General features: G+C 73.1%; 25 protein-coding genes. 9 read left to right on the top strand and 16 right to left on the bottom strand.

Translation table 11 applies throughout. The features are described 5' to 3' along the window. Window positions 1-258: 258 nt before the first annotated feature. A complete protein-coding gene (gene rlmB, locus ACFYZF_RS01050) occupies window positions 259-1,392 on the bottom strand; it encodes a 23S rRNA (guanosine(2251)-2'-O)-methyltransferase RlmB (RefSeq protein ID WP_387014437.1) in 1,134 nt (377 codons plus the stop codon). Next, complete coding sequence (cysS, locus tag ACFYZF_RS01045) at window positions 1,392-2,807, bottom strand: cysteine--tRNA ligase (RefSeq protein ID WP_387014434.1); 1,416 nt, start codon at window positions 2,805-2,807, stop codon at window positions 1,392-1,394. The genes rlmB and cysS overlap by 1 nt, the downstream gene beginning before the upstream one ends. A 62-nt stretch (window positions 2,808-2,869) precedes the next feature. Here cysS and ACFYZF_RS01040 point away from each other — a divergent pair, with 62 nt between their 5' ends. Continuing rightward, complete coding sequence (locus tag ACFYZF_RS01040) at window positions 2,870-3,559, top strand: IclR family transcriptional regulator (RefSeq protein ID WP_387014432.1); 690 nt, start codon at window positions 2,870-2,872, stop codon at window positions 3,557-3,559. 226 nt (window positions 3,560-3,785) lie between these two features. Then, window positions 3,786-5,024: a hypothetical protein gene (locus ACFYZF_RS01035; RefSeq protein ID WP_387014429.1), complete on the top strand. Its 1,239-nt coding sequence runs from the start codon at window positions 3,786-3,788 to the stop codon at window positions 5,022-5,024. Window positions 5,025-5,087: 63 nt separating this feature from the next. On the opposite strand, the gene ACFYZF_RS01030 is transcribed toward ACFYZF_RS01035, so the two are convergent. The 3 genes from ACFYZF_RS01030 to ACFYZF_RS01020 form a co-directional block, all read right to left on the bottom strand. Then, window positions 5,088-6,758, bottom strand: a complete 1,671-nt coding sequence (locus ACFYZF_RS01030; RefSeq protein WP_387014426.1) for a S8 family serine peptidase — start codon at window positions 6,756-6,758, stop codon at window positions 5,088-5,090. Between the two features lie 149 nt (window positions 6,759-6,907). Continuing rightward, on the bottom strand, window positions 6,908-7,609 hold the full coding sequence (locus ACFYZF_RS01025; RefSeq protein ID WP_387014423.1) for an HAD family hydrolase: 702 nt from the start codon (window positions 7,607-7,609) through the stop codon (window positions 6,908-6,910). A gap of 40 nt (window positions 7,610-7,649) precedes the next feature. Next, complete coding sequence (locus ACFYZF_RS01020; protein WP_387014420.1) at window positions 7,650-8,624, bottom strand: DMT family transporter; 975 nt, start codon at window positions 8,622-8,624, stop codon at window positions 7,650-7,652. Window positions 8,625-8,699: 75 nt separating this feature from the next. Here ACFYZF_RS01020 and ACFYZF_RS01015 point away from each other — a divergent pair, with 75 nt between their 5' ends. Continuing rightward, window positions 8,700-9,245, top strand: a complete 546-nt coding sequence (locus tag ACFYZF_RS01015; protein ID WP_387014417.1) for a CGNR zinc finger domain-containing protein — start codon at window positions 8,700-8,702, stop codon at window positions 9,243-9,245. Between the two features lie 108 nt (window positions 9,246-9,353). Here ACFYZF_RS01015 and ACFYZF_RS01010 read toward each other — a convergent pair whose 3' ends face one another. The 4 genes from ACFYZF_RS01010 to ACFYZF_RS00995 form a co-directional block, all read right to left on the bottom strand. Further along, on the bottom strand, window positions 9,354-9,755 hold the full coding sequence (locus tag ACFYZF_RS01010) for a pyridoxamine 5'-phosphate oxidase family protein (RefSeq protein WP_387014414.1): 402 nt from the start codon (window positions 9,753-9,755) through the stop codon (window positions 9,354-9,356). Then, the gene (locus ACFYZF_RS01005; RefSeq protein WP_387014412.1) at window positions 9,752-9,904 is read right to left on the bottom strand and encodes a DUF397 domain-containing protein; all 153 of its coding nucleotides are present in this window, start codon (window positions 9,902-9,904) and stop codon (window positions 9,752-9,754) included. The genes ACFYZF_RS01010 and ACFYZF_RS01005 overlap by 4 nt, the downstream gene beginning before the upstream one ends. Window positions 9,905-10,179: 275 nt before the next feature. Continuing rightward, complete coding sequence (locus ACFYZF_RS01000) at window positions 10,180-11,580, bottom strand: class II fumarate hydratase (protein ID WP_387014410.1); 1,401 nt, start codon at window positions 11,578-11,580, stop codon at window positions 10,180-10,182. 42 nt (window positions 11,581-11,622) lie between these two features. Continuing rightward, window positions 11,623-11,778 carry a hypothetical protein gene (locus ACFYZF_RS00995; RefSeq protein ID WP_387014407.1) on the bottom strand — a complete coding sequence of 52 codons (156 nt, stop codon included), beginning with the start codon at window positions 11,776-11,778 and terminating at the stop codon, window positions 11,623-11,625. On the opposite strand from ACFYZF_RS00995, the gene ACFYZF_RS00990 reads away from it, so the two are divergent. Both ACFYZF_RS00990 and ACFYZF_RS00985 read left to right on the top strand, forming a co-directional pair. After that, window positions 11,777-12,406: a DinB family protein gene (locus ACFYZF_RS00990; protein WP_387014405.1), complete on the top strand. Its 630-nt coding sequence runs from the start codon at window positions 11,777-11,779 to the stop codon at window positions 12,404-12,406. The genes ACFYZF_RS00995 and ACFYZF_RS00990 overlap by 2 nt on opposite strands. Window positions 12,407-12,743: 337 nt before the next feature. Next, window positions 12,744-15,164 (top strand): hypothetical protein, encoded by a 2,421-nt coding sequence (locus tag ACFYZF_RS00985; protein WP_387014402.1) that lies wholly within the window; start codon window positions 12,744-12,746, stop codon window positions 15,162-15,164. A gap of 66 nt (window positions 15,165-15,230) precedes the next feature. Here ACFYZF_RS00985 and ACFYZF_RS00980 read toward each other — a convergent pair whose 3' ends face one another. From ACFYZF_RS00980 to ACFYZF_RS00970, 3 genes are all read right to left on the bottom strand, one after another. Beyond that, a complete protein-coding gene (locus ACFYZF_RS00980) occupies window positions 15,231-16,895 on the bottom strand; it encodes a fumarate hydratase (RefSeq protein WP_387014399.1) in 1,665 nt (554 codons plus the stop codon). 80 nt (window positions 16,896-16,975) lie between these two features. Next, window positions 16,976-18,448: a PQQ-binding-like beta-propeller repeat protein gene (locus ACFYZF_RS00975; protein ID WP_387014397.1), complete on the bottom strand. Its 1,473-nt coding sequence runs from the start codon at window positions 18,446-18,448 to the stop codon at window positions 16,976-16,978. Window positions 18,449-18,557: 109 nt separating this feature from the next. Next, window positions 18,558-19,061, bottom strand: a complete 504-nt coding sequence (locus ACFYZF_RS00970; protein ID WP_387014394.1) for an Lrp/AsnC family transcriptional regulator — start codon at window positions 19,059-19,061, stop codon at window positions 18,558-18,560. A gap of 140 nt (window positions 19,062-19,201) precedes the next feature. On the opposite strand from ACFYZF_RS00970, the gene hppD reads away from it, so the two are divergent. Genes hppD through hisC form a run of 4 tightly spaced genes read left to right on the top strand, consistent with a single transcriptional unit; the run spans window position 19,202 to window position 23,280 of the window. Beyond that, the gene (gene hppD / locus ACFYZF_RS00965) at window positions 19,202-20,407 is read left to right on the top strand and encodes a 4-hydroxyphenylpyruvate dioxygenase (RefSeq protein ID WP_387014391.1); all 1,206 of its coding nucleotides are present in this window, start codon (window positions 19,202-19,204) and stop codon (window positions 20,405-20,407) included. A gap of 22 nt (window positions 20,408-20,429) precedes the next feature. Beyond that, a complete protein-coding gene (locus ACFYZF_RS00960; RefSeq protein WP_387014388.1) occupies window positions 20,430-21,182 on the top strand; it encodes an RDD family protein in 753 nt (250 codons plus the stop codon). After that, window positions 21,179-22,180 carry an RDD family protein gene (locus ACFYZF_RS00955; RefSeq protein ID WP_387014385.1) on the top strand — a complete coding sequence of 334 codons (1,002 nt, stop codon included), beginning with the start codon at window positions 21,179-21,181 and terminating at the stop codon, window positions 22,178-22,180. Before ACFYZF_RS00960 ends, ACFYZF_RS00955 begins: the two co-directional genes overlap by 4 nt. Further along, window positions 22,177-23,280, top strand: coding sequence for a histidinol-phosphate transaminase (gene hisC / locus ACFYZF_RS00950; RefSeq protein ID WP_387014382.1), 1,104 nt, complete (start codon window positions 22,177-22,179; stop codon window positions 23,278-23,280). The genes ACFYZF_RS00955 and hisC overlap by 4 nt, the downstream gene beginning before the upstream one ends. A gap of 96 nt (window positions 23,281-23,376) precedes the next feature. Here the strand turns inward: hisC and ACFYZF_RS00945 are convergent, their stop codons facing one another. The 4 genes from ACFYZF_RS00945 to ACFYZF_RS00930 are packed head-to-tail and all read right to left on the bottom strand — an operon-like array spanning window position 23,377 to window position 26,905. Next, window positions 23,377-24,441: a hypothetical protein gene (locus tag ACFYZF_RS00945; RefSeq protein ID WP_387014379.1), complete on the bottom strand. Its 1,065-nt coding sequence runs from the start codon at window positions 24,439-24,441 to the stop codon at window positions 23,377-23,379. Between the two features lie 31 nt (window positions 24,442-24,472). Further along, complete coding sequence (locus ACFYZF_RS00940) at window positions 24,473-25,012, bottom strand: hypothetical protein (RefSeq protein WP_387014376.1); 540 nt, start codon at window positions 25,010-25,012, stop codon at window positions 24,473-24,475. A gap of 56 nt (window positions 25,013-25,068) precedes the next feature. Further along, the gene (locus ACFYZF_RS00935) at window positions 25,069-25,602 is read right to left on the bottom strand and encodes a hypothetical protein (protein ID WP_387014374.1); all 534 of its coding nucleotides are present in this window, start codon (window positions 25,600-25,602) and stop codon (window positions 25,069-25,071) included. A gap of 49 nt (window positions 25,603-25,651) precedes the next feature. Continuing rightward, entirely contained in the window at window positions 25,652-26,905 is a 1,254-nt protein-coding gene (locus ACFYZF_RS00930; protein WP_387014372.1) for a pyrrolo-quinoline quinone, read from the bottom strand. Window positions 26,906-26,936 lie beyond the last annotated feature (31 nt).

Raw genomic sequence — 26,936 nt, 5'->3', positions numbered from 1 at the left:
GCCCAACCCCTTACAAAACCCCCCCCCCGGCCTGGGGGGTGTCCGTACCGCCGCGGGGGGGGGCCCCCCCCGCGGGGCCCCCACCCCCATCGTCGTCTCCGGGCCGGTATCCGGGTGGTCAACGAGGTGCCGGTGCGCCGGCACGGCCAGGGGCGGCCGGTCGCGGGGCGGCGGAACGGAGCCGGCAGCCGTAGGCCCCGGACAGGCGAAAGGGGCGGCCCGCATCTCGGCGGACCGCCCCTTTCCATGTCTGCGGGATCAGCCCTCGGCGGCCCGGCGGCGGGACACCTCGGCGAGGGCCACCGCGGCGGCGACGCTGGCGTTGAGCGATTCCACCTCGGAGATCATCGGAATGCTCACGGTCAGGTCGCAGGTCTCGCCGACCAGCCGGGACAGCCCGCGCCCCTCCGAACCGACCACCACGACCAGCGGCCCGACGGCGGCCTCCAGGTTGTACAGGTCGGTCTCGCCGTCGGCGTCAAGGCCGACGACCATGAAGCCGGCGTCCCGGCAGGCCTTGAGCGACCGGGTCAGGTTGGTGACCTGGGCGACAGGCACCCGCGCCGCCGCGCCGGCGCTGGTGCGCCAGGCGGTCGCGGTGATCCCGGCAGCCCGCCGCTCCGGTACGAAGACACCCTGCGCGCCGAACGCGGCGGCGGACCGGATCACCGCGCCAAGGTTGCGCGGGTCGGTGACGCCGTCCAGCGCCACCAGCAGCGGGGCGGTCTGCTCCAGCGACGCGGCGACCATGTCGTCGAAGGACTCGTACGCGAACGGCGGCACCTGGAGGCCGACGCCCTGGTGCAGCACGCCGCCGGTCATCCGGTCCAGCTCGGCGCGGCTGATCTCCAGGAGGGCGATGCCCCGGTCGGCGGCGGTGCGGATGATCTCGTTGATCCGGTCGTCGCTCTCGATGCCCTGGGCGATGTAGAGCGCGGTGGCCGGCACCTGGGTGCGCAGCGACTCCAGCACCGGGTTCCGCCCGACCAGCAGCTCGGGGCTGTCCTTCGCGGGGTTGGACTTGCGGCCCGGCGCGACCCGGGGGCCGGTGCGGCCGGTCGGCTTTCCGCCCCGGCCGGCGGCCCCGCCGCCCCGGCCGACCGGAACGCCCCGACCGCCGCCCCTGCCCCAGGTGGTGTCCTTGGTGCCCGGCTTGCCGATCTTCGGGGCCCGCCCCTCCTCGCTCGCCGCCCGGAGCTCCTTGTCCTGCTTCCAGGCGGTGCGCTGCGGCAGCTTCTCGGTGCCCGAGTACCCCTTGTGCCAGGGGCGCTCGTCGGCGGGCAGGGTCCTTCCCCGGCCCGCGAGGGAGTCCTTGTTCTTGCCTCCGGAGCCCTTCGGGGCACCTGCCTTCGACGTCAGTCGCCGGCCACGGCGCTGCGAGTTGCCGGCCATCAGTCCTGCTCTCCAATAGTCCAACGGGGGCCCTGGGGGGTGTCCTCGATCATCACGCCGGCCTGCTTGAGCTGGTCGCGGACGGCGTCCGCGGCAGCCCAGTCCTTGCGGCTGCGGGCCTGCGCGCGCTGTTCCAGGGCCAGCGCGACCAGCGAGTCCATCACGTCGCGCAGGTCGTCCACGCGACCGCCGCCCGTCCAGGCCTCGTCCAGGGGGTCGATCCCGAGGATATCCAGCATTGCCCGCACGGAGCCGAGCGCCGTGCGGACGGTCACATCGTCGCCGGAGGTCAGCGCGCTGTTGCCGTCCCGGATCACCTCCTGGAGCACCGCGAAGGCGGCCGAGGTGTTCAGGTCGTCGTCCATCGCGGCGACGAAGGCCTCCGGTAGTTTCCCGAACCCACCCGGGCCGACCCGCTCGGCGGCCCGCTGGACGAACCCCTCGATCCGCCGGAAGCCGGTCGCCCACTCGCGCAGCGAGTCCTCGGTGTAGTCGATCAACGAACGGTAGTGCGCGACCGCGTAGTAGTAGCGCAGCTCGATCGGGCGCACCCCGAGCGACGCGACGTACGCCAGGTCGAGAGCGTTGCCGGCCGACTTGCCCATCTTCGCGCCGCCGATGCTGAGCAGCCCGTGGTGCACCCAGTAGCGGGCGAACGGCAGGCCGGCGGCCTGCGACTGGGCGATCTCGTTCTCGTGGTGCGGGAAGGTCAGGTCGAGCCCGCCGCCGTGGATGTCGAACTCGGCGCCCAGGTAGCGCCAGCACATCGCCGAGCACTCGATGTGCCAGCCGGGCCGCCCCCGGCCCCACGGCGAGGGCCAGTACGCGTCGGCCGGCTCGTCGGGCTTCACGCCCTTCCACAGCGCGAAGTCGCGCGGGTCACGCTTGCCCCGCTCCTGGGCGTCGCCGCCGGCCTGCATGGCGTCGGGCGACTGGCCCGAGAGCGCGCCGTAGGCCGGCCAGGAGGCCACGTCGAAGTAGACGTCGCCGGAGCCGTCGGTGGCCGGGTAGGCATGTCCGGTGTCGATCAGCTTCGCGATCAGCTCGTGCATCTCCGGGACGTGCCCGGTGGCCCGCGGCTCGTACGTCGGCGGCAGCACGTTCAGCGCCTGGTAGGCGCCGGTCAGCGCCCGCTCGTTGGCGTAGGCGATCGACCAGAACGGCCGGCCCTGCTCGACGGCCTTGACCAGGATCTTGTCGTCGATGTCGGTCAGGTTGCGGATGAACCGGACCTCGAACCCCTTCGCCAGCAGCCAGCGGCGCAGCACGTCGTAGTTGACGCCGGAGCGAAGGTGACCGATGTGCGGGGGTGCTTGAAGGGTGAGACCACACAGGTAGACCCCCACCTTGCCGGCTTCCTGCGGGACGAAGTCCCGCACCGATCGGGTGGCAGTGTCATACAGGCGTAGCGTCACCTCACAAGGGTAGCCGTCCACGCATTCCCGGGACGCCCGGTGCCGGGTCGTACGCTGCCCTCGTGGATGAGGCGGCACGGCGGTACGGCACGACGGCGCGACCCGGCGACGGGCCGCGCGGGGGCGAGACGGCCCAGACGCTGGACCGGGGGCTGCGGCTGCTGCACCTGGTCGCCGACGCCCCGGGCGGGCTGACCGTCACCGAGGCGGCGAACCTGCTGGGCATCGGCCGGGCGGCCGTCTACCGGCTGGTCGGCGCGCTGAGCGGGCACGGCATGGTGCGGCGGGACGGCGACGGCCGGCTGCGCCTGGGCGCGGGGGTGCTGCACCTGGCCCGCCGGGCCCAGCCGCTGCTCGCCGAGGGCGCGCTGCCCGCCCTGCGCCGGCTCGCCGAGCAGGCCGGCGCGACCGCCCACCTCACCGTGGTCGAGGGCGGCGAGGGGGTCGCGCTCGCGGTGGTGGAGCCGAGCTGGACGTCGTTGCACGTGGCGTACCGGACGGGGACGCGGCACCCGTTGGACCGGGGGGCGGCCGGTCGGGCCATCCTCGGCGGCCGGTCGGGCTCCGCCGACCCGGTGGGCACCAGCGGCGAGTTGCAGCCCGGCGCGTACGGGGTGGCCGCGCCGGTGCTCGGCGTGCCGGGCCTGGAGGCGAGCGTCGGGGTGGTCGCGCTGGCTCCGCTGGACCCGGAGGTGGTCGGCGAGCAGGTGCTCGCGGCGGCCAGCGCCGTCGCCACCGCCCTCGCCCCCTGACGGCGGCCAGCTCCGTCGACCACCGCCCTCGCCCCCTGATGCCGGCCAGCGCCGTCGCCACCGCCCTCGCCCCCTGATGCCGGCCGCCCGGCCCCGACGTGTCGGGAGCAGGCCACTAGCACAGCCGGAGGGCATCCGGCTGGTTGTCCACAGGGGGATCGATCGACCGGGCGGGGCGTTGTCCACAGGGGTATCCAGGCGCGGCGGCTGCCGGGAGCCTGGGCGCATGCCCCGACACCCTGATCGCCCGTCCGCCCTCGCCTGGCAGGTCTTCCGTGCCTCCGAGGCGATCCGGCTGGGCCTCGTCACCGCGCACAAGCTACGCAGCTCGGCCTGGGTCAACCTGCGCCGCGACATCTACGCCGACTCCCGCCTCGACCTGGACCACACACTGGCCTGCCGGGCGGCGTCCCTGCAACTGCCCCCGGGCTCGGCGCTCGCCGGCCCGTCGGCGGCGCTGCTGTACGGGGTCGAGCACGCCGCCGAGTTCTCCGACGAGGTGCACGTGGCCAGCCCCCGCGCGGCGGGGCTGCGCAGCCAGCGGGGGCTCCGGGTGCACCTGACCGACCTGCGCCCCTCCACCTCGCCACCGGCCCCCGCAGCGCTGCTCACTCCCGCCCCACTGCCCGCCCTCGCCTCACTGCCCGCCCCTGCCCCGCTCTCGCCCCATGTTCCGCTGTCCCCGCACGTTCCGCTGTACGCCCACTCCTCGCTGCCGGCCCACGGCCCGGCCACGATCGGGGCAGCACCATCACCCGCCCCGGGTGCCCTCCGCCCGACGCCACCACCGCGCGACGCCGCCCGCGCCGGGCCGCGTCTCGGCCGGGACGCCGTGGATATCGCCATGGACGCCGCAGGTGTCGCGGGTGTCGCGGGGTGCCCGGAGGCCTCGACCCTCGTCGGGGCGGCTCCGATCGCGGTCGCGGCGGCGGCGTGGGCGCTCCCCCGCACCGATCCGGCGACGGCGGCCTGGGAGACCGCCGTCTGGCTGGAGCCCCTCCGGGCTGTCGGGATCGTCGACAGCCTGCTCCGCAAGGGCCTGACCACCCGGGACGCGCTGACCGCGATCGGGGTCCGCAACGCGGACCGGCCCGGGGGCCGGCGGGCGAGGTGGGTCTTCGGCCTGGCCGATCCCGGGGCGCAGTCACCGCCGGAGTCCGAGTTGCGGGTCCGGCTGGTCCTCGCCGGGCTGCCCCGCCCGGTCGCCCGGCACCCGGTCCGGCTGGCCTCGGGGCTCGTCCTGCATCCGGGCCTGGCCTGGCCGGAGTTCCGCGTCGCGGTCGAGTACGACGGCAACTCGCACGCCGACGCCGACCAGTTGCACCGCGACCGCCGGCGGCTCAACCAGCTCGTCTGCGCGGGATGGATCGTGCTGCACGCGCCGGGCCGCCGCCTCCGGCACGACTTCCCCGCGCTGACGCGGGAGGTCCACGCCGCCCTGGCCGCCCGGGGTTGGCGGCGTTGATCCCCGGGGCGAGAAGGGCCCAGGCGACCGTGGTCGCCCGGGCCCTCCCGGTGGCACCGGTGCTCAGCTGCGGGTCTTCACCGCCGCGTACGCGTCGATGATCCCGTGGCCGTAGAAGCCGTTGAACTTCGAGTCACCCGCGCAGTAGGCGTTGAACTCGGCATCCCGGCCCTCGTTGGTGTACGTCTGCAGGCGCGGCTCCGGGCAGGCCCGCTCCGTGGCGGTGCGGTAGAGCTGCCGCTCGACCTTGGCCGGGTCCATGCCCAGGCCATCCCGGGTCTTCTTGCCGTACTTGCTGACGATCAGCGCCGCGACGCCACTGACATGCGGCGACGCCATCGAGGTGCCCTGAAGGTAGGTGTAGTACCCACAGTCGCCGTTGGCCTTGCACTGCTTGAACACCGACTCCTCGAAGCCCTCGACGATGTTGCCGTTCTCGTCGACCGACCCCTCCTCCTGGAGCACGTGCTTCGGATACGTGGAGAGGATCATGTTGGCGTCGAGGCGGTAGGTGTCCGTGCCGAAGCCGTCGCGGAACCAGCCACCCGGCGCGGCGACCGAGATCTGCTCGGTGCCGTAGTTCGAGTAGTCGGCCTTCTTGCCGGAGGGGCCGACCGCCGACACGCCGATCACGTGCGGGCCCTCTACCGGGAGGTCCCAGCAGGTGGCGTTGTCGATCGGACGGTCGTACGGGTCGGCGCCGTAGTCCGGGCTGGAGGTGTCGGTGCGCGGCGCGCCCAGGTCCTCGTGGTTGTTGCCCAGCGAGCCGACCAGGGTGACGCCCTTGCGGTGGGCAAAGTCGAGCGCCCTCTTCATGGCCTCGATGGTCGCCCGCTGCTCGGTCTGCGCCTGCGGCGAGTCGGCCGGGTTCGCGGTGCAGTTGTAGAGCCACGGGTCGACGTAGAAGGACATGTTCACCACGTCGAGGCCGACGTTGCCCGCGTGCACCAGGGCGTTGACGACCGGGTCGAGGAAGAAGTAGCCGGAGTCCTGGCCGCCCTTCAGCTCGACCAGGGTGACGTTCGGGGCGACGCCGGAGAGGCCGAAGCCGTTCGCGGCGGCCCCGATGGTGCCGGCGACATGGGTGCCGTGGCCGCCGTCGTCGGTGCCGACCGGGTCGAGGCAGCTCGCCACCTCGCACTCCCCGTCGACCTCGGGGATGTCCGGGGCGAAGTTGCGCGACAGGGACCAGCTGAAGTTCGGCGCGAGGTCGGGGTTGCTGGCGTCGACACCGGTGTCCAGGATGCCGACGGTGACCCGACGGTCGCCCGGTTCCACCTTGCGGGCCTCGTCGGCCCGGATCATCTCCAGTCCCCAGAGCTTCTCGTCCAGCGGGTCCATCTTCTTGCCCCGCTTGGCGACGGTGCCCTTGGCGACGGCCTTGGCCTGGGCGAGGAGGTGCTCCTGCTCGACCCGGTCGAGCTTGGGCTTGCGGCCGATCGCCTTCCGCTCGGCCGCGCCGAGCAGGGCCGCGTTCGCGGTCGCCCGGCTGGCGAAGTCGGTACGGTCGCTGGTGACCTGGAACAGCCCGACCTCGTCGGTGCGGGAAACCACGGTGCCGCCCGCGGCGGTAATGGCGGCGATCGCCGCGTCGGCGGAGACGCCGGCCTCCGCGACGACGGTGAACTCCCGGGTCGCGGTCGGCTCGGCGTTCGCCGTGCCCACCACGCCGGTCACCGTGAGTGCCAACGCCGTTGCGGTTGCGACGGCACCGGCGGTGAAGCGCTTGCTCACCACATCAGATCCTCTCGTTGAGGGACGTGGCAGTCATCCCATATCACCGATGGACCTTCCGCCAGGTGAGAGTCCGTATTACACGGCATTCAGGCTTTCGTCGGCTCACTGTCATCGCGGCGTCGGCGGGCGCCCCGGCGCGGGAGGAGCTACGCCTCGCTCATCTCGCGGCCGGCGCAGAGCCGGTCGACCGCGTCCGGCAGGTCGGCCAGGGTGGAGACCTCGGCGTCGGCCGGCACACCGGGCGGCCGGGGCAGGCCGAGGCGGTTGAGCCAGACCGCCCGCAGCCCGGCCCGCCGGGCCCCGAGCACGTCGAGGTTGGGCGAGTCGCCCACGTGCACGATCCGCTCCGGCGGCACCCCGGCCGCCTCGACCACCGCGGCGTAGAACTCGGGGGCGGGCTTCTTCGGCAGGCCGTTCTCGTGCGCGTACAACTCGAAGGCGAACTCGCCGGCGAGGCCGCAGCGCTCCGCGCGGCTGTTGCCGTTGGTGGCGTAGCCCAGGGTGTACCGGCCGCGCAGCGCGGCGAGCGCCGGCAGCACGTCGGGGAAAGGGCTGGTCAGCGCGAAGCGCCGGGCGAAGAAGATCGCCGCGATGTCGTCCAGGTGCGCGTCGAGGCCGGCCCTGGCAAGGGAGCGGGCCAGCGCGGTCCGCCGGATCTCCATGACGGGGGCGGCGCCCATCGCGCCGAACACCGTGTGCCAGTCGGACTCCAGGTCCGCGAGGCTGATCCCGGCCGCCGCCGGGGTCATCCTCCGCATCTCCTCCAGTACGGCCATCAGCCCGCCGGTGACCGCCGGGCGCAGGTCGATCAGGGTCTCGTCGGCGTCGAACACGACATGGGTCAGCATCCGGCCAGCCTTCCACCCACCGGCGTGACCGTGGGGGGCGTCAGCCCTCGGCGGCGAGCGCGGGCTCGACGGGACGGCCGCCCGGCCGGTCGTCGACGGGCGACCCGCGCAGTTCGTCGAGGCGGACCAGGGCGACCCCGGCGACGATCAGGGCGCCGCCGAACAGTTGCACGACGGTCGGCAGCTCGCCCAGCACCAGCCAGGCGATGAGCACCGCGAACATCACCTCGGTCAGCCCGACGAACGAGGAGAGCCGGGCCCCGAGGATCCGGGTTCCGGCGATCCCGGCCAGGTACGCGACCACCGCGGCGACGAGCGACAGCCCGGCGATGGGAACCAGCCAACTGGTGCGCTGCCCCGCGAAGGTCACCTCGCCGAAGGTGGCCCGCAGCGGCAGCACCCCGGCCAGGCCCAGCAGGAGCAGGATCCCCGCGCCGACGGCCATCCCGGCGCTGGCCATCGTCACGGACGGCAGGCCGTCGTCGAGGCGGCCGGCGACCACGAAGTACCCGGCCAGCCCGACCGCCGCGCCCAGCCCCCACAACACGCCGACGGGGTCGAGCCGGCCGGCCCCGGTCAGGTCGAGGACGCCGACGAGGCCGGCCAGCGCGGCGACCGCCCCGGCCACGGTCAGCCGACGCGGACGCTGCCCGTGGATGAGCCACATCCAGCCGACCACGAGGATGATGCCCAGGTACTCCAGCAGCAGCGCCACGCCGACCGGGAGGTAGCGGACGGCGTTGAAGAAGCACGCCTGGGCGAGCGCGACGCCGAGGAGCCCGAAGACGCCGACCGGGGCGAGGTTGCGCCGCAGCACGCTCCACCGGCCGCGCATGGCCAACGCCGCTGGCACCGCAAGGATGCTGGCGGCGATGCCGACCCGGGCGATCACCGCGGCCTCCGCGGACCAGCCGGCCTCGATCAGCGAACGGGCGAAGGTGCCCGAGGTGGCGAACGTGACGGCCGACAGCAGCGCCAGGCCGAAACCGGTGCCGGCGGCGGGTCGTGGACGCATCGAGATCCTCAGTCCGTCATGGGTGAAGTAGCCTTACACCGATGACGCTAGGCGGGTCACCTGACAGGAGTCAAGTTGCTTTTCGCCCATGACACCGAGTACGGGCTGATCGCCACCGCCGCCCTGGTCAACACCACCGGCGACCACGGCGAGGCACTACCCGACGTGGCCGCCCTGGACGCGTTCTTCGCCGCGCACGGTTGGACCGGCCGGCACGAGCACACCGACGCGGAACTGCGGTCCGTCCGGGACCTGCGCCCCCGGCTGCGCCGGATCTGGCACGCCGAAACCGACGAGATCGTCGACATCGTCAACGGGCTGCTGCGCGAGGCCGGGGCGCTGCCGCAGCTCGTCCGGCACGACGACGAGCCGTACCACCTGCACGCCGTGCCCAGGGACGCGCCGCTGGCCACCCGGATGGCGGTCGAGGCCGCGATGGCCCTGGCCGACCTGGTACGCAGCGGCGAGCTGAGCCGATTGCGCGTGTGCGACCACCCGGACTGCGACAACGTGCTGGTCGACCTGTCGAAGAACCGTTCCCGGCGGTACTGCGACGCGAGCTGCGGAAATCGCGCTGCGGTCACCGCCTACCGGGCCCGCAGGGCCGCCACCCGCCCCTGACCCACGTCGCGCCCCTGCCCGCCCGCGACGACCGGGGCGTCCCCGTCCCCGGCGGCCTCCCGGTGGCCAGCCCTCGCCCACGCCGACCGGCGCAGCCGGGAAGCGCGGTCAGGAGGAAGTGTCCGTCATCAGCCAACGGGAGACGGCGACGCGAAGCAGGACGTTGTCCCCGGCGGGCCCGGCCGGGGCGGTGACGTCCCAGTCGTACTTGCGGCGGAACCCGTCGACGGCCCACTCCGGGAAGGACGAACGCAGGAAGGTGACCACGCCCTCCGCCACCACCGGGTACACGCCGTCCGGCAGCGCCAGCGACACCCGGGGATCGGCAACGATGTTACGGGTCTTCCGGTTCCGCTCCTGCGTGCAGATCCACCAGTCGCCGTCCCGGTAGAGGAACCAGACCGGCGTGACGTGCGGCGACCCGTCCGGTCGCACCGTGCACAGCCAGACGATCCGTTCCCGTTCGAGCCGCTCCAGGATCTCCGGATCGAGCATTGCCTGTCCGGTCACCGCGACGACGCCACAACGAAGGCCAGCCACGGGGCCGGGTCGACGGCCAGCACCGGCCCCGTCGGGCCCTTGCTCCAACCCCGACGCATCCGTGCCCGGCCCGGCTCCGCGACCAGGAAGGCCGCCACCGTCGTCTGTTCACCGGTCACCGGCAACCGCCCTCCACACTGATGATGATCTCCTCCGATGGTCCGCCACCTGCGGGTGGCCCAACGCGGAACGGCTTCCGCGGCCGTCGGAGACCCTTCCGAGAGCAGCGGCGCCCCCATCAGACGTCTCCCCCGGCCACCGCGCGGAGCAGTTGCTCGACCGGGACGTCCCGTCCGGTCCACCCGAGCACCGACTGTAGAGGGTGGACGATCAACTGGGCTCGTCCCCCCGGCCCGCCCGCACCCCGACCTGCCCGGTCAGGGTGGGTCACCGGTCAGGGGTGGGTCATCCGGAGCAGGTCGAGGGCCTCGTCGAGCTGGTCCGCGGTGAGCCTGCCGTCGGCCACGTGCCCCCGGGCGATCACCACGTCCCGGATTGACATCTCCTTGGCCAGCGCCTCCTTGGCGATCGAGGCGGCCTCGTCGTACCCGAGGTGACGGTTGAGGGGGGTGACGATCGACGGCGAGCCCTCGGCGTACGCCAGGCAGACCTCGGCGTTCGCGACCAGGCCGGCCACGCAGCGGTCGGCGAGCAGGCGGCTCGACGCGGCGATCAGCCGGATCGACTCCAGCAGGTTGCGGGCCATCACCGGCAGCATGACGTTCAGCTCGAAGTCGCCCTGCGAGCCGGCGAAGCCGACCGTGGCATCGTTGCCGATCACCTGGGCGCAGACCTGCCGGACGGCCTCGGCGACCACCGGGTTCACCTTCCCCGGCATGATCGACGAGCCGGGCTGGAGGTCCGGGATGCGCAGCTCGCGCAGGCCGGCCCGGGGGCCCGAGCCCATCCACCGGATGTCGTTGGCGATCTTGTAGAGGCCGACCGCGATGGTGCGGAGCTGCCCGGACGTCTCCACCAGCGCGTCCCGGGCGCCCTGCGCCTCGAAGTGGTTGCGGGCCTCGGTCAGCGGCAGGCCGGTGGACTCGCGCAGCTTGGCGATCACCGCCGCGGCGAAGCCGAACGGGGTGTTGATCCCGGTGCCCACGGCGGTGCCGCCGAGCGGCAGCTCCGCCAACCGGGGCAGCGCCCCCTCCAGCCGTTCGACGCCGTAGCGGACCTGGGCGGCGTACCCGCCGAACTCCTGGCCCAGGGTGACCGGCGTGGCGTCCATCAGGTGGGTGCGGCCGGCCTTGACCACGGTCTCGAACTCGGCCGACTTGGCCTCCAGCGCCTCGGCGAGGTGGGTCAGCGCCGGCACCAGATCCTCCACGACGAACTGGGTGGCGGCCAGGTGGATCGAGGAGGGGAAGACGTCGTTGCTGGACTGGGACGCGTTCACGTCGTCGTTCGGGTGCACGTCCCGGCCCAGTTCCCGGCCGGCCAGGGTGGCGATCACCTCGTTGGCGTTCATGTTGGACGAGGTGCCCGAGCCGGTCTGGAACACGTCGATCGGGAACTGGTCGTCGTACCCGCCGTCGGCCACGTGCGCGGCGGCGGCGGCGATCGCGGCGGCCACGTCGGCGTCGATCACGCCCAGCTCGCCGTTCACCTGGGCGGCCGCGCCCTTGATCTGGGCCAGGGCCTTGATCTGGGCCGGCTCGATCCCCCGCCCGGAGATCGGGAAGTTCTGCACCGCGCGCTGGGTCTGCGCCCGCCACAGCGCCTCGGCGGGCACCTCCACCTCGCCCATCGAGTCGCGTTCGATCCGGTAGCCCGCTGCCTCTGGAGTCGTCACGCCCTCCATCCTGCCGCGCCCGGCAGCTGCTCGCAGCGAGGCTCAGGAGAAAACGGACCGGACAACCAACACGGCAAGATCCACCGCGCTGGCCTCAACACGCTGGTCGACGGCTGGTGCATCGCCGACGAAGCCGGCATCCGCAAGCCCGAGCCGGCGATCTTCAACACCACCGCAGCGGGCAGGATCGCTATCCATGATCGACGATTTCGCGAAAGAGTACCTGCACAGCGATCTGCGAGACATTCGCAAGGTGATGCTGTGGAAACTCGGCGGGCTTTCCGAGTACGACATCCGCCGTCCCCTGACCGCGACCGGCACCAACCTCCTCGGCCTGGTCAAGCACCTGTCGATGATGGAGGCCAGATACTTCGGCGACATCTTCGACCGGCCGTTCCCCGAACCCCTGCCCCGGTGGGACGACGCCGACGCAGACGACGCGGCCATGTGGGCGACCGAGCACGAGACGCGCGAGGAGATCATCGACCGGTACCGTCGCGCGTGGGAGCACTCGGACGCGACGATCGCCGCTCTGGCGATCGACTCGCCCGGCCACGTGCCCTGGTGGCCACGCCCCAACGTGAAGCTGTTCAACATCCTGGTGCACGTCCTCACCGAGACCAGCCGGCACGCCGGACACGCCGACATCCTGCGCGAACAGCTCGACGGCTCGACCGGGTTCATGGCTGGATACGCGGACGCGCAGCCCGACGCGGGCTTCTGGGAAGCTCGGCGCGCGAAGATCGAACGGGCCGCCAAAGCAGTCGTCACCAAGCCCGATCCCGCTCCAGGAAGACCGCACGGACCCGCTCCGGTCGAGCCCTGACCGGAAGACCGCAGAGTAGGTCCGGACGCTTCGGTCCACCAGCGTCCGGACCTACCCTGCCGGCCGCTGGTCAGCGTTTGATCATCCGCGTAGAAGAAGCTCCACCCATTGCGGTGCGGGCTGACCTCCGGGTTGTAGTGCTTCACGATCTCCCGAGCTGCCTCGCTGGGAGTACGGACCGACCTGCCGGCCAACGCCCCAGACGTGATGTCGATGCGCTGCGGCGAGCAGGCGTTCCACCTCGCGGGCCCGCAGATCACGGCCGAAAGTCGGGGGCGCGGAGACAGTCGCGAATTTAAAATCTTGGAATCGTCGTCTCCGACCGGAGGGCCTCACCTTGCAGTTCAACCGGGGTTTCCCGGGCGTCCCTTCCGGACGCCTCCGGCGCGCACCGCGCCGGTTCCTCACCACGGGCCTCGCCGGCCTGCTCGCCGGCGCGAGCGCGCTGACCGTCACCACCGGGCCGGCCGCCGCCGGCGTGACCCAGTACGTCCTGCCGACCAGCGTCAGCTACACCGACGCCCGGCAGCCCACCCTCGCCTTCCCCACCACCGCCGCCGACGTGCCCGTCGGCACGTGGCAGGCCGACGGGGTGAAGCACACCTCGCGGGCCTACTTCACCTTCGACCTCACCCCGTACCGGGGCAAGGAGGTCATCACCGCCCAGGTCGTCACCGGGGAGTCGACGGTCACCGACTGTGACCGGCCGCGTGAGCTGGAGCTGTGGCGCACCGACACGCCGGCCGCCGCCCCCACCTGGAACACCGCTCCTGCCGTACGCGAGAAGGTCGGCGACGTCGGCCCGACCGCGCCCTGCCCCGCCGGCTACCTGGAGTTGGGCGCCACCGAGGTCTTCCGGCAGGCCGTCGCCGACGGGCGCGACTCGCTCACCCTGATGGCCCGGATCGCTGGCGACCACGAGGAGAACAAGCACTTCGGGCGGCGGATGAAGAAGCCGGGAGCCTCGCTGCTGGCCAACGGCGTGCCCGACGTGCCGAGCAAGCTGAACGTCGCGGGCCGGGCCTGCGCCGCCGGGCTGCTGATCGGCACCACCACCCCGATCCTCACCGCCGAGGTGACCGACCCGGACAAGCTGGAGCCGTATGCCGGGGACCGGGTGCGGGCCACCTTCGCCTGGTGGCCGGTCGACCGGCCCGCCGAGCGGACCGAGTGGACCTCCTCCGACTGGTACGCCCCCGCCCTGATCCAGTACACGGTGCCGAGCGGCCTGCTGGTCGACGGCGGCACGTACGCCTTCGTGGTCCGCGCCGCCGACGAGCACGCCGCCTCCGGCTGGTCGCCGGAGTGCCGGTTCACCGTGGACACGGTCCGTCCGCCCGCGCCCACGGTGGTCTCCACCGACTACCCGGCCGGCTCAGGTTTCCCCGGCCACGGCGGCCCGGGGATCGCCGGCGACTTCACCTTCAGCAGCGCCGCCGACGACATCGCCGGATTCTGGTATGGCCGTTCCGGCCTCACCACGTACGCCGCTGCCGGCCCCGGTGGCACCGCGACGGTCAGCCACACCCCCGACAAGTACGGCCCGGACTGGCTCAACGTGCAGGCCGTGGACCGGACGGGCAACCGATCGGCGCAGACCCGTTACTCGTTCACCGTGCGCAACACCGCGCCGACGGTTACCGACGGCGACCCCGACGCCTGGCTCGGGCAGCCGCGAGAGTTCACCTTCGCGCCGAACATGACGGACGTGGTGGAGTACGTCTGGTCGCTCAACAACGGCACCCAGCAGACCGTGGCGGCGGACGCTGCCGGCACCGCCACGGTGACGGTCACGCCGACGTTGGCGCGCAACACGGTGCACGTGCGCAGCCGCACCCGGGACGGGGTGCTCTCCGGCGACGCCGGGTACACGTTCTCCGTCCGCACCGCCCCGTTCGTCACCTCCGAGCAGTGGACGTTCGACGGGATGCCGGGCGCACCGGCCGGCACCGAGGGGAGCTTCACCTTCAAGCCGGCGATGGCCGACGTCACCGAGTACGTCTACGCGTTCGACTACGGCGACCTGCGGACCGTCCAGGCGGGCGCGGACGGCAGCGCGACCATCTCGTACACGCCGACCGACGCCGGTCACCACACGATCGAGGTGTTCAGCCGGACCAGCGCCGGGGTGCAGTCGGCCTCGGTCGGCCTGGCGTTCTACCCCGCCTCGATCGCGCCGACCGTGGCGTCCGAGGTGTACCCGCGCAACACGACCGGCGGCGGGCCGGGCGTGCCGGGCACCTTCACCTTCGCCCCGCACTCCTCGGTCACCGGCGTCACCTCGTACGTCTACCAGTTCCGGGGCGAGCCGGAGCGGACCGTGGCGGCGAACGCGGACGGCACCGCCAGTGTCGAGTGGACGCCGTCGGCGTACGACAACGAGTACGGCGGTTGGACGGAGCTGCGGGTGCGGGCGCGGACGGCCGCCGGGGTGACCACGGACGCGCAGTACTACTCGCTCCGGGTCGACCCGCAGAGCCCGCTGGTCACCTCGGACGTGTTCGGCTGGCAGGGCGGTGCCGTGGTCGGGCAGACCGGCGAGTTCGTGTTCACCGCCCAACTGCCGGGCACCACGGAGTTCGTCTACTCGTTCGACGACGGCGCGGAGAGCACCGTGGCGGCGGGCGCGGACGGCACGGCCCGGGTGAGCTGGGCGGCCGACTCGCCGTACGGCCACAGCCTGACCGTGCGCAGCCGCACCGCGGCGGGTGTTGTCTCCGGCCCGGCGTACTACAACATCTTCATCGACCCGAGCTGACCCGCGCGGTACGCCGGAGGGGGCACCGGGCCTGTGCCCGGTGCCCCTTCGTCATGCGCGGGACGGTCAGCGGCGGCCGACGGTGAGCACAGGCTTGGTGACCTCGGCGAAGAAGTCGTTGCCCTTGTCGTCGACGACGACGAAGGCCGGGAAGTCCTCCACCTCGATCTTCCAGACCGCCTCCATGCCCAACTCGGCGTATTCGAGCACCTCGACGTGGCGGATGCAGTCCTGGGCGAGCCGGGCGGCCGGGCCGCCGATCGAGCCGAGGTAGAAGCCGCCGTGCTGCTGGCAGGAGCGGGTCACCTGGGCGGACCGGTTGCCCTTGGCCAGCATCACCATCGAGCCCCCGGCGGCCTGGAACTTCTCGACGTACGCGTCCATCCGGCCGGCCGTGGTCGGGCCGAACGAGCCGGAGGCGTACCCCTCGGGGGTCTTGGCCGGGCCGGCGTAGTAGACCGCGTGGTCGCGCAGGTACTGCGGCATCGCCTCGCCCGCGTCCAGCCGCTCGGCGATCTTCGCGTGTGCGATGTCCCGGGCGACGACCAGCGGGCCGGTCAGCGACAGTCGGGTCTTCACCGGGTACTTGGACAGCTCGGCGCGGATGTCGTCCATCGGCCGGTTGAGATCGACCCGGACCACCTCGGACGCGTCGAGCGTCTCGTCGGTGACGTCGGGCAGGTACCGCGCCGGGTCGGTCTCCAGGCGCTCCAGCCACACGCCCGACGGGGTGATCTTGGCGACCGACTGCCGGTCCGCCGAGCAGGACACGGCGATCGCCACCGGGCAGGACGCGCCGTGCCGGGGCAACCGGACCACCCGCACGTCGTGGCAGAAGTACCGGCCGCCGAACTGCGCGCCGATGCCGAAGTTGCGGGTCAGCTCCAGCACCTCGGCCTCCAGTTCCAGGTCCCGGAAGCCGTGTGCGGTCATCGAGCCGGAGGTGGGCAGCGCGTCGAGGTACTTCGCCGAGGCGTACTTGGCGGTCTTGAGTGCGTACTCGCCGCTGGTGCCGCCGATGACGACGGCCAGGTGGTACGGCGGGCAGGCCGAGGTGCCGATCAGCCGCAGCTTCTCCTCCAGGAACTGCATCATCCGCGTCGGATTCAACAGCGCCTTGGTCTCCTGGTAGAGGTACGACTTGTTGGCCGAGCCGCCGCCCTTGGCCATGAACAGGAACTTGTACGCGTCCGGGTGGCCGTCCGGGTCCTCGGCGTAGATCTCCACCTGCGCCGGCAGGTTGCTGCCGGTGTTCCGCTCGTCCCACATGGTCAGCGGGGCGAGCTGCGAGTAGCGCAGGTTCAGCTTCGTGTACGCCTGGTACACGCCCCGGGAGATCGCCTCGGCGTCGCCGCCGTCGGTCAGCACGTGCCGGCCGCGTTTGCCCATCACGATGGCCGTGCCGGTGTCCTGGCACATCGGCAGCACCCCGCCGGCGGCGATGTTCGCGTTGCGCAGCAGGTCCAGCGCGACGAACCGGTCGTTCGGCGAGGCCGCCGGATCGTCGATGATCGACCGGAGCTGGGCCAGGTGCGCGGGGCGGAGGTAGTGGGCGATGTCGTGCATCGCCTCGGCGGTCAGCGCGGTCAGCGCGGCCGGCTCGACGGTCAGGAACCGACGCCCGCCCGGCCCGTGGACAACGTCGACGCCCTCGTCGGTGACCAGGCGGTACTCGGTCTGGTCGGGCCCGGTCGGCAGCAAGGGAGCGTAGGAGAACGCGGCACTGCTCATGAGCGGAAAGCCTAGGGCAGGCCGGCCGATCGGGGACACCCGACGGGTCGGTCCTGGGACGCCGCTCTCACCCGTCGCGCTCAGCCGTCCTTGTCGTCCTGTTCGGGGCAGAGTTCCCGCTTCGGCCCGCAGCCACCGTCGTCGCCGGGGCCACCGTCGGTGCCCCCGCCGGGGTCACCCGGGCCAGGGTCACCCGGGCCGGGGACGCCACCGTCGCCGGACGGCCGCGCGGGGGCCGTCCCGCCCGCGCCGAAGCGGACGTACCCGATTTCCCGACCCTCGCCGATGACCATGCCGGCCGGGCCGATGGCCAGGGCGTTCGCCGAGGTCCGCAGCACCAGCAGCTCCTTTCCGGTACGCGGGTCCAGCGCGATCAGCCGGTTCGGCTTCTCCTCGGCGAGCACCGCCGCGTACGGGGTGAGCGTCCCACCGCTCCTGCCGCCGGCCGCCCGGGTCCACCGGGTCCGGTCCGCGCCCAACTCCCGGGCGACGATCGACCGCTTGTCGGCGGTGCGGACCAGCGCGTACCGGTCGTCGACCGCGATCAGCTTCTCCCCCTCGCCGTTGACCTGGAGCATCCGGCCGTCGTACCCGTCGATGACGGCCTCCCGACCGTTCGGGGCGACGCCGATCAGCACGTTCCGCGCGCCCTGCGGGTCCTCCCGCTGGGCACAGCCGGCGCTGTCGGCGGTGCGCAGGTTGATCCCGGTGCGCCGCCACACCTCCCGGCCGGTGGTCGGGTCGTGGGCGGTGAGGGTGAACGCGCACGCCCCGTCCTGCGAGACCGCCCGGATCCGCAGCATCCGGCCGCCGACCACCGCGAGCCGCTCGTCCCGGCCGGGCTCGACGTCCTGGAGCACCCGCCCGGTGGCGGTGTCCACGACGTGCACCCGGCCGTCGACCGGGAAGCCGAGCAGCGGGGGCACCGCCTCCGGGCCGGCCACCCCGTCGTCGACCCGGGTGGTGCTCAGCCGGCGGGTGCCGAGCAGGTCCGGGTTGTCGGCGAAGAGGCCGGTGCTGACGCCGGGCAGGAACGCCGTCCACAGGGGCGCGGTGCCGCGCGGGTCCCAGGCGCTCAGCGTGCAGTCGGTCGCCTCGGTGCACCGGGCGTCGAGCAGCAGGTTCCGGTACGTCCACACGGCCACCGCGTCGTCATCGCGGCGGCGGGTCGCCCCGGTTGTCGGGTCGAGCAGCTCGTACCCCTTGACCAGGAGCTTGCCCACGGCGACGACCGGGTCGCGGTCGCCGCCGGCCACGGCGGACCAGTCGGCCTTGCGCTCCCAGAGCTGGACGCCGGTGGCGAGGCTGCGCGCCTCTACCCGGGTACGCTGCTCGACGACGACGACGGCGCCGCCGGCGATCGTGACGCTCTTCGGGGTCCCGCCGATCCGCTGCTGCCAGACCACGTCGGGCTCGGAGATCGGCTCACTGCGGTCGACCCAGTCCCACACCCCGGGCCACGGGTTCCACACCCCGGCGGCGGCGAGGACGACCACCGTGACGAGGGCGAGCAGCAGCCAACCACGCAACCTGAGGCCGCCCACCTTCGCCACACCGGACACGGTAACGACGATCACCGCCGGGTCGAGTGCCCGCGCGCCCGTGTCGCGGTGCTTTCTGCGCGGCGGACGTGTTAAGAGGGGCCCTGCTGCACCGGGGACGTCAGGAGGGCGCCCTCGTCTCCCGGGCCGCGGAACGGACGAGGGGGAGCACCCGGTACGGGATCTGCTGGGCGAGCGCGATGATCGTCGACGCCCGGCGGATGCCCTCGTACGAGACGATCTGGTCGATCACCCGCTGGAGGTCGGCGTTGGACCGGGCGACGATCCGGCAGAGCAGGTCGCTGGAGCCGGTGATGGTGTGCGCCTCCAGCACCTCGGGGATCGCCGCGAGGTGCGCGGTGACCGCGTCGTGCCCGAGCCGCTGGCTGATCTCCAGGGTGACGAAGCTGGTCACCCCGAAGCCGATCGCGGCCGGGGAGACGTCCGGCCCGAAGCCGCCGATCACGCCCCGGTCGACGAGCTTGTCGAGCCGGGCCTGGACGGTGCCCCGGGCCACCCCGAGCCGCCTGGAGCACTCCAGCACCCCGATCCGGGGCTCCTCGGCGAGCAGCCCGATGAGTCGCGCGTCCAATTCGTCGAGCTGGACATCCTGCACAGCGGCCACGGGTGCAGACCATACCGAATGCGCAACCTGACCAGGGATTCGGCCAACTGTTGCCCAACCACCCGCAATCCGGCGATCCTCGCCACAACAACCCACCGACGGCGGCCCGCGAGGCCGGCCGGTACGCAAGGGAGGCAACCATGACCCAGGCGATCGACCGACTCCAGTCGACCGAGGACATCGACGTCGACGTGCTGGTCGGCGCAGTCGACCACGACATCAGCCGCGACCCGTTCCCGGTCCGGGGGCTCGACCACCTGCACTTCCTGGTCGGCAACGCCAAGCAGGCCGCGCACTACTACTCGACCGCGTTCGGCATGACCTGCGTGGCGTACCGGGGGCCGGAGCAGGGCTACCGGGACCACGCCGAGTACGTGCTGACCAGCGGCTCGGCCCGGTTCGTGCTGACCGGCGCGGTGCGCCCGGACGCGACCGGCGCGGACCACGTGACGAAGCACAGCGACGGTGTCAGCGACATCGCGCTGGAGGTGCCGGACGTCGACGCCGCGTACGCGCACGCCACCGCGCAGGGCGCGACCGGCCTGATCGAGCCGCACGACGTCTCCGACGAGCACGGCACCGTGCGGATGGCGGCCATCGCCGCGTACGGCGACACCCGGCACACCCTGGTCGACCGGTCCCGGTACACCGGCCCGTTCCTGCCCGGCTTCGTGGCCCGGGGCCCGATCATGGACCGGCAGCCGATGATCGACGCCGGTCTCCAGCCGAAGCGCTTCTTCCAGGCCGTCGACCACGTGGTCGGCAACGTGGAGCTGGGCCGGATGGACGAGTGGGTGGAGTTCTACAAGCGGGTGATGGGCTTCTCCAACATGGCGGAGTTCATCGGCGACGACATCGCCACCGACTACTCGGCCCTGATGAGCAAGGTCGTCGCGAACGGCACCCGGAAGGTGAAGTTCCCGCTCAACGAGCCGGCCGTGGCCCGCAAGAAGTCGCAGATCGACGAGTACCTGGAGTTCTACCAGGGGCCCGGCGCCCAGCACATCGCCGTGGCCACCAACGACATCCTGAGCAGCGTCGACGCGATGCGCGCGGCCGGCGTCGAGTTCCTGGACACCCCGGACTCGTACTACGAGGACCCGGAGCTGCGCGCCCGGATCGGCAACGTGCGGGTACCGATCGAGGAGCTGAAGGCCCGCAAGATCCTGGTCGACCGGGACGAGGACGGCTACCTGCTCCAGATCTTCACCAAGCCGGTGCAGGACCGCCCGACGGTCTTCTTCGAGCTGATCGAGCGGCACGGCTCGCTGGGCTTCGGCAAGGGCAACTTCAAGGCCCTGTTCGAGGCCATCGAGCGGGAGCAGGAGAAGCGCGGCAACCTGTAGCCCACCTGCGACACTGTCCAGCGTGACCCAGCCTCCGACGTACCCGACGCCGCCGGCCGGTGGGCAGCCGCCCGCCGCCGGTGGCGTCGCGCCGCCCGCCGCCCCGGCGCAGCCCGGCCCCACCGGCTACGCCCCGCCGGGCGCCTCCGCCGGCCCGCCGCCGTCGCCCGGCTGGACCGGCCCGCCCGGCTATGCCCCGCCGCCCGGTTGGGTCCCGCCGCCGCGTCCCGGGTTCGCGCCGGTGCCGGTCAGCCCCGGCGGTCAGCCGCTGGCCAGCTTCGGCGACCGCCTGCTGGCCTACCTGATCGACACCGCTCTCGCCAGCGTGGTCGCCGTGGTGCTCTTCCTGCCGGTCTTCATGATCTTTGCGCACAGGATCTTCGGCGGCATCGACCAGGCCCACCCGGCCGGCACGTACTACGCGGCCGACGCGGAGAGCTTCATCACCGGCTTCATACTGCCGTTGCTCCTGGCCGAGGCGGGGCTGTTCGTCCTGATGCTGGGGCTCTACTGGCTCTACCACGTCGAGTACCTGCGCCGGACCGGACAGACGCTGGGCAAGAAGGTGATGAAGATCCGGGTCGTCCCGCTCGACCCGACCCGGACGCTGGACCGTGGCATGGCCGGCCGGCGGTACCTGGTGCAGTTCGTCGGGGCCATGTTCGTGCCCGGGATCAGCTACGTCGACGGGCTCTGGCAGCTGTGGGACAAGCCCTGGCAGCAGTGCCTCCACGACAAGTTCGCCCGGACGGTCGTCGTTAAGGTTGCTCCGTGAGCGTGCAACCAGGCTGGTACGTCGACCCCGCCGACCGCGAGACCAGGCGTTACTGGGACGGTGGGGGCTGGATCGGTGCGCCGATCCCGGTCGACGCCACCCCGCCGGAGGGCCCACCCCCGGTCGAGCCCCCGCCCCCGGCCAGCCCCGCCGGGCCGCCCGGGCAGCAGGCCGCACCCCCGGTGCAGCAGCCCCGGTCGCCCGGCGCCCCGGGGCCGTCCGGGCCCGGCCCGTTCCCCGGCTGGCCGGGGCCCGGCCCGCAGCAGGGACCGGTCGGCGGCCCGCCGCAGGGTCCGGGACACGGGCACGGCCCGCCACCCGGGTACGGGCACCCGCAGGGGCCACCGCCCGGCTGGCCGTACCCGAACTGGCCCGCGCGCCCGCCCGCGCCCCGCCCGCACGGGCTGCCGCTGGCCTCCTTCGGTGCCCGGCTGATCGCCCGGCTGATCGACTTCGGCGTCGTGTTCCTGCTCAACGCGGTCGTCAACGGCTGGTTCGTCTACCGGTACGTCGAGGAGATCACCCCCTACTTCCGGGAGGTGCTGCGCCGGGCCGTGGCCGGCGACTCGTCCACCGAGGGGCTGCCCCAGCCGGGCGAGCAGGCCGGCGGGCTCCAGGTCGCCATCCTGCTGATCGCCACCGCGCTCTGGTTCGCCTACGAGGTGCCCACGATGGCCGGCAACGGGCAGACCCTCGGCAAGCGGATGATGGGCGTACGGGCCGTGCCGGTCGAGGCCGACCAGCCGCTCGGCTTCGGCCGGGCGCTGCGCCGGTGGAGCACGCTGGGCCTGCCCACCCTGCTCTGGTACTGCTGCGGCTTCGGCCTGCTGCTCCAGCTCGTCGACGCGCTGTCGCCGCTGTTCGACCATCCGCTGCGCCAGGCGCTGCACGACAAGCGCGCCCAGACCGTGGTGGTCCAGCTCCCCCGCGTCCCCCGTGCCGGCAGTGGCTCCGCCGCCCCGAAAGACCCCGCCAACCCCCCGGGAGACACCTCATGACCGACACCGGACGTCAGCAGCCGCCGCTGCGGCTGACCCGCGCCGACCTCGACGCGCTGCCGAACTACGTGCCCGGCCGCAGCCCCGCCGATCTGGCCCGCGAGCTGGGCCTGGCCGAGGCGATCAAGCTGGCCAGCAACGAGGTGCCGTACGGGCCGTTGCCCGGCGTGGTGGAGGCGGTCGCCGAAGCGGTCGCCGGCTCGCACCGGTACCCGGACATGGGCGTGGTGGCGCTCCGCGCGGCGCTCGCCGAGCGGTACGGGGTGGACGCCGACCGGATCGCCACCGGCTGCGGATCGGTGGCGCTGGCCGAGCACCTGGTCCGGGCCACCTGCCTGCCCGGCGACGAGCTGCTGTACTCGTGGCGCTCGTTCGAGGCGTACCCGATCATCGCGGCGACCAGCGGCGCGACCAGCGTGCGGGTGCCCAACGACGCCCGGCACGGGCACGACCTGACGGCGATGGCCGCGGCGGTGACCGACCGGACCCGGATGGTGCTGGTCTGCAACCCGAACAACCCGACCGGCACGGCCGTGCGCGGGCCGGAGCTGGACCGGTTCCTCGACTCGGTCGGCGACGACGTGCTGGTGGTCATCGACGAGGCGTACCGGGAGTTCGTCACCGACCCCGAGGTGCCGGACGGCCTGACCTACCTGGACCGGCCGAACGTGGTGGTGCTGCGCACCCTGTCGAAGGCGTGGGGGCTGGCGGGCCTGCGGATCGGCTTCCTCGTCGCCGCCCCCGAGGTGGCCGCCGCCGTGCGCAAGGTGGTCACCCCGTTCTCCACGAGCATGGCCGCCCAGGCCGGCGCGCTCGCCGCGCTGGCCCAGGCCGACGAGGTCCAGCGACGATGCGCGCTCGTCGTCGCCGAGCGCGACCGGGTCACCGAGGCGCTGCGCAAGTTCGTCCCGGACCTGCCGTCGAGCCAGGCGAACTTCGTCTGGCTGCCGCTGGGCGACCGGGCGGTGGAGTTCGGCCGGGCCTGCGAGCTGCGCGGGGTGATCGTCCGGCCGTTCCCGGGCGACGGTGTCCGGGTCACCATCGGCACCCCGGCGGAGAACGACGCCTTCCTCGCGGTGGCCGAGTCCGCCCTGTCGTGACGGCAGGGGCCCGGTCCACGCATCGCGTCGACCGGCCCCTGCCCGTCGAGGAACCAGTCGACCGGCCCCTGACCGTCAGGGGGCTACGGGGTGTCGTCACGCCACCGGCACGGGGGCCCGGAACCGGCCGCGCCTGCGGTACACGTACGCGGCGAACAGGGCCAGCACCAGGCCGGAGGTGACGAATCCCCCGGTGAGCACCTGGGACGACCGGTCGGTGCCGCCGGTCGCGACGGGTTGCCCGCCGAAGGTGACCGTGCCGGAGGCGGTGCGCTTCGTCCAGCCGCTGGCCAGGTCGAGCTTCGCCGCCCACGGGCCGTCGGGCAGCCGACGGTCCAGCACGACCCGGACGGTGGTCGTGTCGCCCACGGCGAGGGTCTTCGCCTCGGCTCTCACCGGCCCGGCCGACAGCCCGCCGGGCCCGTCCGAGAGCCACAGTTCGCCGGTGAGGTCCAGGGCCCGCCGGCCCGTGTTGCGTACCTCGGTGGTGACCACCGGAACTCCTTCGGCGTCCCGGGCGCCACGGAGCGGCCCGGTGTCGAAGCTGGACGGCGGCTCGCCGCCGGGCCCGACCGACAGGTAGACCCGGATACCGGCGCGGCCGATCTGGCGCACGCTCCGCCCCTCGATGTCGGCCAGCTCGGCCCAGATCACCGCGTACCGCTCGCCCGCGGAGGCCCGCGCGGGCACGGTGATCGTCACCGGGAGTACGACCTCCTCGTCCGGGGCGGGCTCCAGTTCGCCGCGCTCCACGCGGACCCAGCTGCTCAGCTCGTTCTCGGTGCGCCCGGGGGCGAACTCGAAACCCTGCTCGCCGACGTCGGCCGCGGCGGCGTAGACGGCGATCTTCCGGCGGATCTCCGACGAGTTCTTGACCACGATGCGTCGCTTGACAGTGGTACCCGGACGGACGTGGTCGACGATGTACTTGTGCGCCCGGCTGTCGTCCCGTCGGTCCAGCGGGGCGTCGAGCAGCCGGATGCCGACCCGGCCGGCCGGTCCGACCGGTTGCCCGCTCGGTTCGGCCGTGGGCTGCGCCGGCCCGTCCCGATGAGCCTCCCCGACGTCGGGCCGCCCGGCTCCGGGCAGTGCGGGGCCGGGCGGGGCCGCCGGGCCGGCGAGGGCCGGTATCGGCGCCCCGGCCGCGACCACTGCGGTCACGGCCAGGGCAAGGGATCGGACGAGCGTGCGGTCATGCCACCGAATGGGTGATCACCCCCGTGTATGTGCCGCCGACCGCGCCGGCCGGGACGGCGATGCGTAGGGTCGGGTTCCAGGTGGCGGTGTTGTTGCCGGTGCCGGAGGTCTTGGAGAAGGCAATCCGGGGGACGTCGAGCGCCACGGCGTCGGCGGCGGTGGGCTGCCCCGGCACGAAGGTTCCGGCTCCGGTGGTGGACACGGCGGGGCCCGACCAGTAGGCCACGAGATTGGGCAGGATCGTCTCCGACCCGGTGCCGCCGCCGGTGGTGAACGCCGAACTGCTCACGGTGACCCTCCACGTAGCCGAGAGCGCCGCCCGGCTGTCGGTGACGGTGACGTTGCCGAGCTGACCGGTGTCGGTGGAACCGGCGAACACGGCGCCGAGGTTGACCGCGGGCGGCACGTTGATGTCCAGGTCGGCGGTGGACACGGTGAAGGTGACGATCGTGTCACCCGAGGGGGCGGCTGCCGCTGGCGACGCCACGGCCAGCAGCGCGGCCCCGGCTGCCAGGGCAAGAAGTGGTTTCCTCATGGCCAGCAGCCTAACGGGCATAAGGTCACTAACCGGACAGACTTACCATTTTCCCCTTAAGCGACAGAGTGGGTCACCGTGCCGACATAGGTGCCCGCCACGACACCCGAGGGGATGGCGATCCGGAGGGTCGGCGCCCAACTCACCTTGTTGTTGCCGTTTCCCGAGGTTTTACTGAAGGCCCGCCTGGGGACGCCGAGGGTGACCGCCTGCGCTGAGGTGGCCTGCCCCGGAACGAGCGTGCCGCCTCCGGTGCTCTTGACCACCGGCCCCGACCAGTAGGAGACCTGGCCGTTGGCGATCGTGCGACCGGCACCGCCGGCACCGGTGACGAAGGCGGTCGCGGTGACGGTGACGATCCAGGTGTTGGGGTTGACCGGGCCACGGAAGTCATCCACCTCCACCGTACCGAGACTCTTCGTCAGCGTGCCGCCGACGAATCCCGAGCCGAAGCTGACGGACGCGGGCACGGCGATGTCGACGCCTTCCACCCGGGCCAGCACCGCGGCCCGATGGCCCACCGCCTGGCCGATCGGGGGCACGCCGCCGAGGAGCAACAGAGGGCCGAGCACGGCCGAAAACACTCGCACGGGTGACACTTTAGAAGCTAATGTCCATTTTGTCGAAGGCGTGGTCCGCTCAGGTGGCGGCGAGCACCACCGGCTCGGACATCAGGAAGTAGCGCTGGTCGTCCGCGTCCGGGTCGACCGGCTCGCGGAGCCGCTCGACCGCCACGTAGCCGCCCCCCGCGTACGCCAGACCCGGTGCCCAGCCGATGCCGTCCCGGCCCACGTCCAGCGAGAAGCGGGAGCGCTCCGCGCCCGAGCTCGGGTCCAGGGTGACCAGGTCGTTCGCCTCGGTGAGCAGGTGCACCCGGCCGGGCTGGGCGGCGATGATCAGGGCCGGTCCCAGGTCGGCCCGGCGCCACATCTCCTCACCGGTCCGGGCGGCCCGCCCGGTCACCGCCCCGTCGGCCACCGCGACGACCCGCTCACCGTCCAGCTCGGACCCCGCCGGATCCAGGGCCGGGGCGGCCACCGGTGAACCGGCGCCGACCAGCCAGCCGCGTCCCGCCCCGTCGGCCGGGCCGGTGGTCCGCAGGCCCCGGCACCGGGAGCGGTGGCTCACGCACCCGACCGGGGTGACGGCCAGCTCGGCGGTCGCCCCGGGGGGCGCCCAACGGGTGGTCTGCGCCCCGGTGGCCACGTCGCGGAACTCCAGGGTGGTCGGCCCGGCGCAGCGGTCCACGGCGACGAACTGCCCGGCCGACGTGGTGGCCACGTCGGCACGGCACCCACCGTCCACGCCCGCCGACCAGAGCTGCCGGCCGTCGGCGAGCGCGATGCCGCGCACCCCGTCCGCCCCGGAGACCACCAGCACCGGCCGGCCGTCTGCGGCCCGGGAGAGGAAGAGCCCCGGCGGGTCCCAGACCGCCCCGGCCCCGGTGCGGCGGGTGGTCCAGCCCTCGACGGGCGTGGGGCCGTCGGCCTCCCAGTCCACCCGGCCGGTACGCGCGTCAAGCGCCACCAGCTTCCCGTCCGACCACCGGCTGACCACGGTGGTCCCCTCCGCCACCACCCCACTGACCTCGGCCGGCCAGCGCCGGTACGACCAGTACGGGGTGACCCGGTACCGGGCGTCGGCCGGCTGGTCGGCGTACACCTGACGGGTGGCGGCGTAGACGCGGAGCCGGCCGTCCACGATCAGCGGGGCCACCGGCAGCCGGCCCACCACCCCGACCGCGGGGGTGACCGCCGCCGGGTAGCCGGCCCGGGCGGGCGTGTCGACCTCGGCGGGAGCGAGCACCCGGTGCACGACCACCGCGACCGCCCCGGCACCGACCAGCGCCGCGACCGCCATCGCGACCCGCCGCCGCCCCCTCGCGAACACCATGCCGCACCTCCGCCCGGCACCCTACCGAGGA

The sequence above is a fragment of the Micromonospora sp. NPDC001898 genome, from assembly GCF_042891255.1.
Classification (GTDB): domain Bacteria; phylum Actinomycetota; class Actinomycetes; order Mycobacteriales; family Micromonosporaceae; genus Micromonospora.
Note: the sequence above shows the minus strand (reverse complement) of the source record. Positions and strands in the feature narration are given on the sequence as shown.